This is a genomic window from Microcoleus sp. B3-A4, from assembly GCF_036705385.1.
Classification (GTDB): domain Bacteria; phylum Cyanobacteriota; class Cyanobacteriia; order Cyanobacteriales; family Microcoleaceae; genus Microcoleus.
This window is the reverse complement of sequence record NZ_JAUBUI010000041.1, coordinates 12,603-25,928: the sequence shown is the minus strand read 5'-3', so window position 1 is coordinate 25,928 and position 13,326 is coordinate 12,603. Positions and strand designations below refer to the sequence as shown.

Below are 13,326 nucleotides of genomic sequence, written 5' to 3'. Positions count from 1 at the left end.
TTTGAAACCCACGGTTAAAATGAGAAAAATCATACAGCGCTTAGTAATTGTCATCTTATCTTTGAGCGGTTTCCTAACAATTGGCTATCTCACTCCCAGAAAGTGGGGAAATTACTCGCAAGCAGATTGCACAATCTCTCTATACATTTCCAACCAAGGCATCCACACCGAAATCATTGTTCCAGTTAAAAATAAATATTTTGACTGGAATCAATATTTACCGTTAACAGAAATAGGGCGGGATGCCACTTCTGATTATAAATATTTGTCTTTTGGCTGGGGAGATAGAGCTTTTATGCTGGAAACTGCCACATCAGGAAGTATCAACCCAGTTACAGCTTTCAAGGCGCTATTTCTCCCTACTCCGTCTACCGTACACGTTCAAAGTTATCGGCTTTTTCCCCAAAGTATAGAAACCAAATGTGTTAAAATTAGCGGCGCAAATTATCTGAAAATGGTAAATGTTATTAAAAATTCATTTCTATTAGACGCAGCAGGTAATAAAATGAAAATTAGCTACGGCTACGACAACAGCGACAGTTTTTATGAAGCCAAAGGCAGTTACTCTATTTTGAGAACTTGCAACGACTGGACGGCCGAATCTTTGCAAAAAGCTGATGTCAATACTCCTTTATGGTCAACGCTTTCTTCGGCGATTATGTTTCATTTAAATAGCGGTTGCGAATGTCAAGAATAAATGGTGATGGGTAATACCATTTTAGATTTTAGATTTTAGATTTTAAATTTTAGATTTTAGAATTCGGAATGAATGATTGTGTATGGGTTGGAAGCTTGCCTAAAGTTGCATTCTTTTTTTTAACTGGTATAATTAGCAATTTGAGGAAAAATTATGAATGTAATTCCAGCGATCGACTTATTGGATGGAAAATGCGTCAGATTGTATCAGGGAGACTACGCGAAGTCTCAAACTTTTAACGACAACCCAGTCGCAGTCGCCAGAGAGTGGGTAAATGAAGGCGCAACCATGCTGCATTTAGTAGACCTCGACGGCGCCAAAGCAGGGCATCCAGTCAACCAAGCAGCCATTGAAGCGATCGTCCGATCAGTAGACGTTCCCTGTCAAGTAGGTGGGGGAATGCGCGATCGCGCTTCTGTTGCTGCTATCCTCAATTTAGGCGTTCGGCGCGTCATTCTCGGCACTGTCGCCGTCGAACAACCGCAATTAGTCGGCGAATTGTGCGCCGAATTTCCCGGCAGAATTCTGGTTGGCATCGATGCCAGAAATGGTAAAGTTGCGACTAGAGGCTGGCTAGAAACTTCGGAAGTTTTAGCAACAGAATTGGCGCAAAAAATGGCCGAGTTAGGCGCTGCTGAAATTATTTACACCGACATTCACCGCGACGGTACTATGGAAGGGCCAAATTTGGAATCTTTGCGCGAAATTGCTAACGCTATTTCGATTCCGGTGATTGCTTCCGGTGGCGTTAGTTCGATCGCAGATTTGTTGAGTTTGCTGGCTTTGGAACCCATTGGTGTCAAAAGTGCGATCGTCGGTAGGGCAATTTATACCGGCGATATCTTGCTAAAAGAAGCAATTCAAGCAGTCGGACAAGGGCGGTGGCAGGATGTACCGCCAGATTTGGGTTCTTCAAGCTTTGCTTGATAGTCATGTCGAGTTAACTGGCTACCCAATATGTAACAGTTATCAATTTTCCGACTCACAGTTAACAGTCAACAGTCATTAGTCATCAGTCATCAGTCAACAGTCAACAGTCAACAGTCATCAGTCAACAGTCAACAGTCAACAGTCAACAGTCAGCGTAGAATCGTCTTTCTTACCATCATCGTACCCATGTTTTTGAACCATACAATTACAGCTTTAAGTTCTGGGATGGCTTCTCTAGTTGCCCCCATACCTTTGTTAGCAACAGTCGAGGCCGAAAATGCGCCGATCGTTATGAGCGGAGTTTTGCTCAGTTTGGTCGTGATTTATATCGCCAGTAAAATCGGCGCAGAAGTGGCTGGAAAGTTTGATTTTCCGCCGGTTTTGGGTGAACTTGTAGCAGGGGTGATTATTGGAATATCTGCTTTACACTTGATCGTTTTTCCCGGAAGCGGCCTGTCAGCCTCAGACTCAGGGATTATGACAGTTCTGCAATCGATTAATCATCTGTCTCCTGCCGCCCTCACAAGTGTCTTTGAATCGCAGAGTGAAGTCATGTCAGTGCTGGCTGAATTAGGTGTGATTATTCTGCTGTTTGAAATTGGCTTAGAGTCGGATCTCAAACAACTCAAGCAAGTCGGAATTCAAGCTACCGTTGTCGCCTGCGTAGGTGTGGCAGTTCCCTTTGCCGCTGGTACTGCGGGCTTGATGATGATTTTCCACACGGCGGCAATTCCAGCAATTTTTGCGGGGGCAGCTTTGACGGCAACCAGCATTGGAATTACATCTAAAGTGTTGTCGGAATTAGGACAACTGAACTCTAAAGAAGGTCAAATTATTGTCGGTGCGGCGGTGATTGATGATGTGCTAGGAATTATTGTCCTGGCTGTTGTCGCCAGTTTAGCCAAAACCGGGGAGATTGATGTTGTTAATGTCATCTATTTGATTGTCAGCGCCACTGTTTTTCTGCTAGGTTCGATTCTGCTGGGCGGTGTCTTCAACAAAACCTTTTCGGCGGTGGTGGGTCAACTCAAAACTCGCGGCAATATTATCATCCCGGCATTTATTTTTGCCTACTTTATGGCTTTTCTGGGCAACGCAATTCATCTCGAAGCGATTTTGGGTGCGTTTGCGGCTGGTTTGGTATTGGATGAAAGCGAGGCCCGCAAGGAGTTGGATGAACTGGTGAAACCCATCGCCGATTTATTTGTGCCCATCTTCTTTGTAACGGTGGGAGCACGGGCAGATTTGGGAGTTTTGAACCCAGCAGTGCCGGATAATCGGGCGGGACTTTTGATTGCCACTTTCTTGATTGTCGTTGCTATTTTTGGCAAGATCGTAACAGGCTGGGTGGTATTTGGTCAGCCGGGAATCAATCGATTGGCGATCGGAGTGGGGATGATTCCTCGGGGCGAAGTCGGGTTAGTGTTTGCCGCCATCGGTTCCGCGAGTGGGGTTTTGGATAAACCGTTAGAAGTGTCGATTATTATCATGGTGATTCTGACGACTTTTTTGGCTCCGCCTTTTCTGCGGATTGTCTTTGGCGATACGGTAGAGCCTCCTGCTACTGGGAAACTTTCTAGCGAGAAAATCGTTTGATTGAGGGAATTTGAGTCGGGGCGATCGACTGATTTAGAAACAAATGTCGATCGTCCAAATTTATTTAGCCGTAATAATAAGTCCTAAGTTGTTAGAAGCGCCTACAACTTCACTTTCAACTGATAACAATTGTCAGCGAGTTTAATCAGTTCGCCCAGACCCCAGGTACCCCGATCGTTCAAAAATTCCGCTAGCTGATTCGGGATGGCTTCTAGGCCCAGAAATGCCCCGCTGATCGCACAAGCCATTGCTGCGGTGGTGTCCACATCGCCACCGACGGCGATGCTAGTGCAGAGAGTTTCCCAGTAATCTTGAGGCGTTCTCAAAAACGCATACAAACTCCACAAGACGCTACCAACTACAAAAGGGGAAATTCCTTGCCAAGAGTGCTCGTAGTTTAACGGGAGTCCAGCTTTAGAAATCAACTCTACGGCTGACTCTGGAGGCAATTTGACCCAATCAGTCAAATCTTTGAGCAAAGCGGCAAAGGAAGAATCAACTTCTCCTACCCATTCGCTCAGTTGACCGAGAAATGGCTCAGTTTCAATCATCATGTCAGATTGGAGGGCGATCGCCACAGCCCCCGCAATCGCCACAGCCCCCGCAGAACACCGCGAATCTTGATGGGTGATGCGCCCTTGATCGCAAGCAGCTTGTACAAGCTGGGACGGGCGATCGTAGAATATTAAGCCGATCGGCCCAGCCCTCATAGCACTGCCATTACCAGCATTGGGAGCAGGAGTACCAGCTTCTTGCCAAGCAACGCCCCGAATCAGGCGGTTTGCAGCTTCTTCTGTCGCTCGACCCCGCCCGACAATGCGCTGTTGAGCGAAAATGTCAGCAATACGGGTGGCGTAGTCGCTGGGGTCGAATTCGCCACAAGCGACGTAGCTTTGGAGGAGTTCGCGGGCGAGTTGGGAGTCGTCCGTGTATTGACCAAAAGGCAAGCCGAAGCGATCGCGATCTCTGATTTTTTTGCGTCTAACTTCGTAGTTGACAAAGTTTTGGCAAACTTCCGGAGAATAGCCTTCTACTCTACAGCCTATAGCGTCGCCGAGACACTGACCGATCAGACAACCTCTAAATTGTTCCAGACGCGGGACAGTCATTTATCTAGCTTTAAGTAGGTCGATCTAATCTTATGTTAAATCCCCGACTCCTTAAAGCCTGCTGTCGCGAGTCAGAGCGCCCCCTGCTGGCACTAACTACTTGTATACCCCCTTTTTTTCTTTAATTTTAGCTGACCACTTTTCTTTTATTTACACAAATAATTCAGATACGATATAACAGTTTCCAACCTACTTAATAAATGCTATATAGAGAAATGCGATCGCAGTTATTTACCAACAATTGCTACAGCACCGCTTTGCAAAACAGGAATTTCTATTCGGAACTCTGCTCCTTGATGGGGTTGAGAGAAGCACTGGAGTAAGCCACCGTGCTTATCAACTACAATTTGATAGCTGATGGATAGCCCTAATCCAGTTCCTTTACCAGTTGGTTTTGTGGTGAAGAAGGGATTGAATACCTGTTGTCTAACAGTTTCCGGCATCCCAGGCCCATTGTCTTGAACTTGAATTACTACATTTTTTGAATAACCAGAATGAGTTTCGTTTGTGACTAGCTTAGTCCGAATAGTGATGCGACTGGGATTTGTTTGGATGTCTTTTCGAGAACGCTGATTGTCGTAGTTTTCTAAAGCATCAATCGCATTTGCCAGAAGATTCATAAAGACTTGGTTCAATTGTCCGGCATAGCACTCTACTCGCGGTAAGTCGCCGTACTCCTTGACAATTTCAATAGCAGGATGAGCCGGATTTGCCTTCAGTCGATTTTGCAAAATCATCAATGTGCTGTCAATCCCCTCGTGAATATCAACTGGCTTCTTTTCTGCCTCATCCAGCCGCGAGAAGTTTCGCAGCGACAGGACAATTTGACGAATGCGATCGGCTCCTACCTTCATTGAAGTCAGGATTTTGGGTAAATCTTCACTAATGTAGTCCAGCTCGAACTCTTCAATTTTTTCCTGAATTTGGGTATTAGTTGGATAGGTTTGCTGGTAAAGCTGAATCAACTTTAGTAAATTTTGCGTGTAGTCGGCAGTATGGCTCAGGTTGCCATAGATAAAGTTGACTGGATTATTAATTTCGTGAGCAACACCAGCAACCAGTTGCCCCAAACCTGACATTTTCTCTGCCTGAATGAGTTGTGCTTGAGTTTGCTGTAAGGTTTTGAGTGCAACCTCAGCTTCCTCTTTTGCTTGCCTTAACGCAGTTTCGGCTTGCGTGCGCTCAGTAATATCCAGTGTCAAGGATGCAACTCCAACAATCTTTCCAGCATCCCCTACTAAAGGCGTATTGAACCATTCGCAAATAATGGTTTTGCCGTCTCTGGTAATATTTTCGTTGACACTGTAGATTCCTCCAACCTGAGTCAACAGGTTGTTCATAACTCGATCAACTACCTCTCTGGCAGACGCAGGCACAATTAATTCTGCGGCATGGTGTCCGATCGCCTCTGTAGCCGTGTAACCAAAAATCTTTTCTGCCGCTGGATTCCAGGCAGTGACTTGAAAGTTTAAATCCCATTCCACAACGGCCAGTGCACTTTGGCGGAATAGAAAAGATAGCCGCTGTTCCGACGCTTTGAGTTCTTCTTCTGCCTGTTTCCGTTGAGTAATGTCAATCCCTGTTTTGATGATGTACTCAATTTCACCTCGATCATCCAGTAAAGCAGTATCTGACCAGGCAATAAGTCTGAGTTGTTGATCTTTGCTCACCCAACTGCCTTCATACTGCTGGGGAAAATTACCAGATTGTAAAGACTCAAAAGCAGTTTTGGCTTGTCCAGCTAAGTCTGAGTTCGGGAACAAGTCCCAAAAATAGCGCCCCTTCACTTGACTAAACGAGTAATCAGTCATTTGTTCGCAAGCTCGGTTAAAGCGAACGATTTGTCCCTGCGGGTCGAGCACAACTACCAGCGCACCTGCAATTTCAAGAATGGCTGAAACAAAATTCCGTTCCACTTCAACTGCTGTAATCAGTTCCTCTAACTGGGTTGCCATATTGTTAAAGGCGATAGCCAATGTCCCCAATTCGTTTTGGCTGTGGATGTTGACCCGTGTATCTAACTGCCCCGCACTGAGTTCAGTAGCTGCCGCGGTTAAGCACTGTAGCGGCACCACAATTTGCCGAATAAATACAAAGCCAATGCCAACAGCGACGATCGTCACCAGCGTCAATGAGCCTCCCATAATTGAGAGCATTTGGTAAACGGGAGCATAGGCCTCAGCCGTTGGCAGTTCTACAACCACATTCCAATTCACGCTCCGAACTAAGGCAGTGGCTCCGAATACTTCTACCTGCTTTAGACCCTGATAAACGTTAAGGTGCTTAGTATCTTCGGAGGCTTTCAAGAATTGAAAAAAGGGGCGCTTAGAAATATCTTGAAGTTGAAAGGTTTCTGGCTTACTACCCTTTTGAGCAATGAGAAAATTACGCTCATCAACTACATAGACATAACCCGTTTTGCCCACCTGCGTTTGGGAAACAATAAACCAGAGAAAGTTGAGATTTACCTGCGCTAATAGCACCCCATCCACCTCATCTCGCTCATTCCGAATCGGAACCGCCAGAATGGTGGTTGGTTGGTGAGTTTTAGGATTAATTTCTACAGGACTGACATAATCTTCCTGTTGTTTGAAGGCACGAATAAACAGTGGCGAAGTGGCGGGATTTTCTAACTTAAGCGGTTCGTAGGGTGAAACTGACGCGACAACTTGTCCCTTCCGGTTCAAAATGGCAACGGCTTCATAAGCATCATTATGACGAATCATCCCTTCCAACAGGCTTTGCTGCGCTTGAGGTTGAAATTTTGTGAGTCCTTTGACCCTAGCTAAATAGCTCAGTTTTCGTTTCAAGTCATCTAAATAATTATCAATCTGCCCTCCTGCTGTCTGGCTACGCTCTTCTTGGAGCGATCGCGATTCCTGGATCTGCGCCTGAAAGCTGAGGTAGATCAACAACCCACCTGTGGGCAGTAAGCTCAGGAGAACCAAAAATATCAAACCATAGCGGAGCTGATTTGCAATAGAAAAGAAGCGTTGCCAAGGATGAGAACGGGAGCTTCTGGCGATCGGCAGAACGCGCTCGTTGCGTTGATTTTGCATCGGACTTAGGATCAATATTAGTAAATCAATTAATCGGTGCATTAAGGAGAAACATCGATTTTGCCAGTCGTCACAGCTTCTCGGATGGTCTTGAAAGTGTCCTCTTCCTGAGACGTGAGACTACCACGGAAAGGGGCAAAGTCGTAGATTTTTTCCTTGAGCCCAAACTTGTAAAGTTTTCCTTCCCAGCGACCTTGCTGGGTTAATACTGCGACATTTAGCACCAGATTGGGAATGTCCTGCAGAACGCTAGTTAGGACTTTGCCGGGAGCCACTTCATACTGATCCTTTGTCCTACCAATCACAAAGACTCCTGGCTTTTGCGAAACGGCTTTTAGCGCGGCTAACCCTGCCTCACCCGCGTTGAAGGTCAAAACATCTACTCCAGAGGCCACCATATCCGTTGCAATTTTGATGGCTTTTTCCGTATCAACCCAAGAATTGAGAAAAGCAGTCGAGGCTTGAACAGAGGGATTCGTTGCCTTCACTCCCCGCCTAAACAAGGCTTCTTCTTCTTTGTAAACCGGATAAGGTTCACCCACAATATAGCCAACTTTATTGCTTTTGGTCTTTATCGCAGCCAAAGCGCCTGCGAGGTACCCCACCTCACCCGATCGAAAGGCAACAGCCCCCAAATTTCTGTTATTCCCTGGATGCGTTGTAATCAGGGCAAATTTCGTTCGCGGAAATTCTTTAGCGACCTTTTCGGCAGCTTTGGAATAGGCACCACTGGCTGCAATTATCACGTCATAGCCTGACTGGGCATATTTGCGAATGGTAGCTTCACTATTTTCACCGTCAATACTGTCAGTAATGTCTACCTCAGCATTAAATTTATTTTTGATTAGATTCAATCCTTCATAGCAAGCTTGATCCCAACTTTGGTTGTCTTTGGCGCCTGTGGTGAGCATTGCCACTCTAAAGCTGCTAGAGGTACTTGCTTCCGGGGAAGAGTTTACGTTCGGAGTCGATCGATTGCAACTGATCGCAAAAACCAGAGCTAGAGCCGCCAGAGTCATTTGTTTCAAGAAAGATTGAATTCGCATAATAGCTTTTCGCAGCAATATTACTTTTTCTACGCCTATAAATTTGTTGAAGGGTATCTCAACAATATTCACCACTCTTACTCTCGCTCGCATTTAATGACTCTGACAGATTCAGCCTACCACAGCTTTGGAATAGGCACCACTGGCTGCAATTACCAGGTCCTAGCCTGACTGGGCATATTTGCGTATGGTAGGTTCACTATTTTTACCGTCAATACTGTCAGTAATGTCTACCTCAGCATTAAATTTATTTTTGATTAGATTCAATGATAAATTTGTTGAAGGGTATCTCAACAATCTTCACCACTCTTACTCTCGCTCGCATTTAATGACTCTGACAGATTCAGCGTACCACTCCTTTAAGCTTAAAAAAGCTTAAAAACAAGTAAGGACACGGCAGTGCCGTGTCCTTACAAATCTAACCTGCAATTAACCGAATTCGCGATTACTTAACAAACAGCATTTCTTGATAAGTAGGCAGTGGCCACAAATCATCAGCCACTTCACCTTCCAGAGCATCCGCATACTTGCGAACCTCATCCATCAAAGGACGAACTGTTTGCGAAGCATACTGCATATGGTCTTCTGTCGAAGCAAAATCGTGCTTGCTCAAAGCAGCACTCAATTTGCTCGCAGTATCCATCATGGACTTAACCAGCACCGCTACTTTTTCAGCACTTTCCTTTTCCAATTCAATCCCAATCTCTTTCAATTTAGAAATCGTGCCAGAAAGTTCAGCTAAATACCTCACCGCTGCGGGGTAAATAATGGTTTTTGCCATGCTTATTACCAGTTTTGCTTCGACTTCTATGGCCAGCAAATACTGCTCTGCATAAACATCGTAACGGCTTTCCAATTCCACCGGAGTCAGAACACCTGTCTTTTCAAACAAGTCTTCAATGTATCCTTCCTTCAACACGGGCAAAGCATCTGCCGTAGTCCGCAAGTTAGCTAAACCCCGTTCCTCAACGGCCATTTTGTGCCATTCTTCCGAATAGCCGTTGCCGCCAAATATAACCGCGCCGTGCTCATCCATCACTTCTTTCAAAACAGTTTGGATGGCAGCATTCAGTTCAGTTCCGTTAGCCAAATCGCTTTCTAATTTGTTAGCAATCCAGTCCAAAGAATCTGCAAGAATTGTATTCATCGCCACCAGCGGCCCGGAAACAGATTGACCGGAACCTACTGCACGGAATTCAAATCTGTTTCCAGTAAAGGCAAAGGGCGAAGTCCGGTTTCTGTCCCCAGCATCCTTCATGAAAGTAGGCAGTGTTTCTACACCTAAGTTCATAATTCCCCGACATTGAGAGTCCTTAATTTCTCCCCGGCTAATTTGCCCGAAGATATCTTCTAATTGCGAACCCAAATAGACAGAGATAATTGCTGGCGGAGCCTCATTTGCACCCAATCGGTGGTCGTTGCTGGCAGTCGCAACTACGGCGCGCAACAGCGGCCCGTATTTGTGAACTCCGCGAATCACAGCGCCGCAGAATACTAGAAATTGTATGTTCGAGTGCGGTGTATCGCCTGGGTCTAATAAGTTTCCTTGGGTGGCATTGCCGACCGACCAGTTGACGTGTTTGCCAGAACCGTTAATGCCGGCGAAAGGCTTCTCGTGCAGCAAACACATAAAACCGTGTTTCTTCGCAGTGTTGCGTAGAATTGTCATGGTTAATTGTTGATGGTCGCTGGCGACGTTTGCAGCTTCAAAAACTGGTGCAATTTCAAACTGACCGGGAGCTACTTCGTTGTGGCGGGTTTTGGCAGGAATTCCCAGCCGGTACATTCTTTCTTCTACTTCCTGCATGAAGACTTGAACGCGCTCTGGAATCGCTCCAAAATAGTGGTCGTCAAATTGCTGACCTTTGGCAGGAGGTTTGCCAAAAAGGGTGCGACCTGCTAGCAGTAAATCGGGGCGGCTGGTGGTGAAATTGGCATCTACCAGGAAGTATTCTTGTTCGGGACCGCAACTGGAATTGACGGGAGCAACTTCGGTATTTCCTAATAGCTTTAACACTCGGATTGCTGCTTTGTTCATTGCGGCAATGGAACGCAAAAGCGGCGTTTTCTTGTCTAAGGCTTCACCTGTCCAGGAGATGAAAACAGTGGGAATGCACAATGTCATGCCGTTGTCTGTTTCCATGACATAAGCAGGGCTGGTGACATCCCAGGCTGTATATCCGCGAGCGGCGGCAGTGGAGCGAATGCCGCCGTTGGGGAATGAGGAGCCATCTGGTTCGCCTTGTACTAGAACTTTGCCTGCAAATTCTGAGATGACGGAGCCATCGCCTTGCACTGAGATGAAAGCATCGTGCTTTTCGGCGGTGCTGTTGGTTAGCGGGTAAAATACGTGGGCGTAGTAGAGGGCTCCTTTGGAAATAGCCCAATCTTTCATTGCGGCTGCAACTACATCAGCTACGGAATCATCTAGTTTTTGGCCTGTTTGAACGGTGTTTTTTACTGATTTGAAAATGCTTTTGGGCAGACTTTCTTGCATCTTGCTCAGACTAAAAACGTCTGTTGCCCACAAATCTTCTAGCCGCTTGGGAGGCTGGGCAGGCATCTGTTTGCGGTTGACGATTTGAGAAATTGCTTGAACGCGCGATTGGTTTCCACTCATGGTTATTTTTATTGGGATTGCAGGACGAGTTGTTGATAAAAAATAGATGTTAGCAAAAGTCTAACGATTGACGAATATGTTGGATTTACCCAACGTTTTTAGTCAAAGTTAACTTTTGGGAGAATGCCTTTTTAGCAGACTCTAAAAGATTGGAGGAGCGAGGCGCAATGACTTCGCCGTCCATCGGGTGTGACAATCCTGTGTGAGATGCGGTTGGATTGCGGTTATTAGCAAGAAGATAGATGGCAAGAGCCTGTACAAACTTGAGTCAACATTATAGATGTCTGCACTGCACAAATTTAGTAACTAATCTTCACCCTGGTCAGCTCAAAAATTTTGTGCGAATCAATTCCGATGAATTCAGGTCAAAACTACTTATGGTTTTTAACGGTTCGACGATCGATAAATCGCAGTCCAGCAAACAACGCACTCGTTTAGGGGTTTTGGAGAATTATGGAGAGTACACAATCTACACTTGGAGAGTTTAAACAATCATTAACCAAATAAATGTATCGCAGGCTACAGAATTTTAGTTTTTTTTCCGAAGGGTCGATCGCGCCGATCGCACACAACCGCAGGATTCCAGTTTAACAGGACGCGGGGTGCTGAAACTGAGGGGCGATCGTACATTTACAGGAATTATCGAGGGATACTATATATAGTGTACCAAGAAAAGGATCTCACTTTGGCGTTGCTGAATTCTGGTATGAAATTTGTAGGGGCAATTTTCCCGTGGTTGTCGCACCGCTGGCGGGGTCAGCTTTTATTCAGCAGCCCCACAAAACTTTCCCAGCGCAGTAATGGGGATTTCTATGAATTTAAAATGAAGAGACTTAGAGCAATAGTTCAGACAGTTTGAGACGCCGTTTATTGAGCATAAATAAGTAAATTTTAAACTTTTATTTAATTGGTTGGTAATCGGAAGACTTCAGAGAATGAGCCAAAAAGCGTTCTGTGTAGTACAAAGCAAGTTGATTGCTCGGCCCATTAAAAACTGCATCAAAGGCGTGTTCAGCCCAAGGAATTTCGAGCAAAATAGCCCGATCGCCCGTGGCTCGCAATCGTTGGTAGAGCGATCGACCAAACTTGGGCTGAACGATATGGTCGCGACCTGCATAAACCAGTAGAGAAGGGGGAAGATTCGGTTTAATATAATTTATGGGAGAAGCCCGACGGTAAAGCTCGTTGAGTTCGTCTGGGGTTCCTCCCAGAAAGGCACGCAAGACGGCTCGAACATTTATAGCATCAGGAAAAGGTGGGTCATTATATCCCCGAATCAGGTCATTTGGCCCGTAATAGTTGACCACGGCTCGAACTGGAAGCACACTAGAATCATAAGCAGTTAGCATTGCTAAATGGGCACCTGCAGACCTTCCCATCAGAGCAATTCGATCGAGATCGATTTCCCAATCAGCAGCATGAGTTTTGATATAGGAAAGAGCGGCTTGTACGTCCTCAAGCTGAGCAGGAAATCGATACTTGGGAGCGTGGCGGTAATCAACTGCAACCACACAATAGCCTTGGGCGGCCATATAGCGGCTGAATTCCTCATTGGAATCGGCATTGCCTCTCTGCCAAGCTCCTCCGTAGAGTGTGATTATCGCCGGATATTTGCCCATTTGCATCGGCCGATAAAGGTTTAGTTGCAGTGAAACTCCGTCAGGGTTGGCAAATACAATAGCCCGATCGATCCTAACCTCTGTGATGGGAATTCCTCGGAACGCATCTGCGAGGATAAACGGTTGAGGGCGTAGCTGGACGCGATCGGCTTGAGGAACGGCTGCTAAATAGTTTTCCCCTAGTACAGCTTGCACTTGGGTAGCTATGGCTGCATTGGCTGCTGGGAACTGAATCAGGGGAAGCAGGCCCAGGATTAGAGCGAACAGGTTACAAATCAGTAAAATAATGTAGACTTTGCCTTGATGCCGTCGGAGCAGGTTCAGCAGAAGGGCGATCGTATTGATACCGACCAACCAAGGACTGATTTCTGGTGCTCCCACCGCCAAAGGGTACAGGAACATCGTGGGTGCTGGTACGATGACCCAGAGACTGAGAAATAGTGCGATCGCACTCAGAAACCAAGAAATAAAGGGCGAGACTAAGAATGCTGCCAATAAAGGTAACTTTTTGCGGTTCTTCTTGCGGATCATCAGATTTTCGCAGCCTAATTTTTAATCAGTTTAAATTAATCTGGCGGTTTTTATTGGTGAGGCGATCGCCTCTGGCGTTTTACCAAACCAGCAGCTTCATTGCCTCCGACATCCTGCGT

8 protein-coding genes are annotated in these 13,326 nt (G+C 45.9%); 3 read left to right on the top strand and 5 right to left on the bottom strand.

The window, feature by feature from the left end; genetic code table 11:
• Nucleotides 1–19 precede the first annotated feature (19 nt).
• The 3 genes from QUB33_RS17175 to QUB33_RS17165 all read left to right on the top strand — a co-directional run bounded on the left by QUB33_RS17175 (nt 20) and on the right by QUB33_RS17165 (nt 3,223).
• Nucleotides 20–697: a TIGR02117 family protein gene (locus QUB33_RS17175; RefSeq protein ID WP_333351823.1), complete on the top strand. Its 678-nt coding sequence runs from the start codon at nt 20–22 to the stop codon at nt 695–697.
• Nucleotides 698–850: 153 nt separating this feature from the next.
• A complete protein-coding gene (hisA, locus tag QUB33_RS17170; protein WP_332955518.1) occupies nt 851–1,624 on the top strand; it encodes a 1-(5-phosphoribosyl)-5-[(5-phosphoribosylamino)methylideneamino]imidazole-4-carboxamide isomerase in 774 nt (257 codons plus the stop codon).
• 189 nt (nt 1,625–1,813) lie between these two features.
• Nucleotides 1,814–3,223 (top strand): cation:proton antiporter, encoded by a 1,410-nt coding sequence (locus QUB33_RS17165; protein WP_333351820.1) that lies wholly within the window; start codon nt 1,814–1,816, stop codon nt 3,221–3,223.
• A gap of 101 nt (nt 3,224–3,324) precedes the next feature.
• Here the strand turns inward: QUB33_RS17165 and QUB33_RS17160 are convergent, their stop codons facing one another.
• The 5 genes from QUB33_RS17160 to QUB33_RS17140 form a co-directional block, all read right to left on the bottom strand.
• Complete coding sequence (locus QUB33_RS17160; protein ID WP_333351818.1) at nt 3,325–4,332, bottom strand: ADP-ribosylglycohydrolase family protein; 1,008 nt, start codon at nt 4,330–4,332, stop codon at nt 3,325–3,327.
• Nucleotides 4,333–4,559: 227 nt separating this feature from the next.
• Nucleotides 4,560–7,391 carry a PAS domain S-box protein gene (locus QUB33_RS17155; RefSeq protein WP_333351816.1) on the bottom strand — a complete coding sequence of 944 codons (2,832 nt, stop codon included), beginning with the start codon at nt 7,389–7,391 and terminating at the stop codon, nt 4,560–4,562.
• Nucleotides 7,392–7,432: 41 nt separating this feature from the next.
• Nucleotides 7,433–8,512 carry a BMP family protein gene (locus QUB33_RS17150; protein WP_333351814.1) on the bottom strand — a complete coding sequence of 360 codons (1,080 nt, stop codon included), beginning with the start codon at nt 8,510–8,512 and terminating at the stop codon, nt 7,433–7,435.
• 370 nt (nt 8,513–8,882) lie between these two features.
• Nucleotides 8,883–11,057: a glutamine synthetase III gene (locus tag QUB33_RS17145; RefSeq protein ID WP_333351812.1), complete on the bottom strand. Its 2,175-nt coding sequence runs from the start codon at nt 11,055–11,057 to the stop codon at nt 8,883–8,885.
• Nucleotides 11,058–11,956: 899 nt separating this feature from the next.
• Nucleotides 11,957–13,207 (bottom strand): alpha/beta hydrolase, encoded by a 1,251-nt coding sequence (locus QUB33_RS17140; protein WP_333351810.1) that lies wholly within the window; start codon nt 13,205–13,207, stop codon nt 11,957–11,959.
• Between the last annotated feature and the right edge of the window lie 119 nt (nt 13,208–13,326).

Bases quoted from the DNA above. Each gene is read 5' to 3' on its own strand.
- QUB33_RS17160 (WP_333351818.1), bottom strand. From the start codon at position 4,332: ATGACTGTCCCGCGTCTGGAACAATTTAGAGGTTGTCTGATCGGTCAG.
- QUB33_RS17165 (WP_333351820.1), top strand. From the start codon at position 1,814: ATGTTTTTGAACCATACAATTACAGCTTTAAGTTCTGGGATGGCTTCT.
- QUB33_RS17145 (WP_333351812.1), bottom strand. From the start codon at position 11,057: ATGAGTGGAAACCAATCGCGCGTTCAAGCAATTTCTCAAATCGTCAAC.
- QUB33_RS17155 (WP_333351816.1), bottom strand. From the start codon at position 7,391: ATGCAAAATCAACGCAACGAGCGCGTTCTGCCGATCGCCAGAAGCTCC.
- QUB33_RS17175 (WP_333351823.1), top strand. From the start codon at position 20: ATGAGAAAAATCATACAGCGCTTAGTAATTGTCATCTTATCTTTGAGC.
- hisA (WP_332955518.1), top strand. From the start codon at position 851: ATGAATGTAATTCCAGCGATCGACTTATTGGATGGAAAATGCGTCAGA.
- QUB33_RS17140 (WP_333351810.1), bottom strand. From the start codon at position 13,207: ATGATCCGCAAGAAGAACCGCAAAAAGTTACCTTTATTGGCAGCATTC.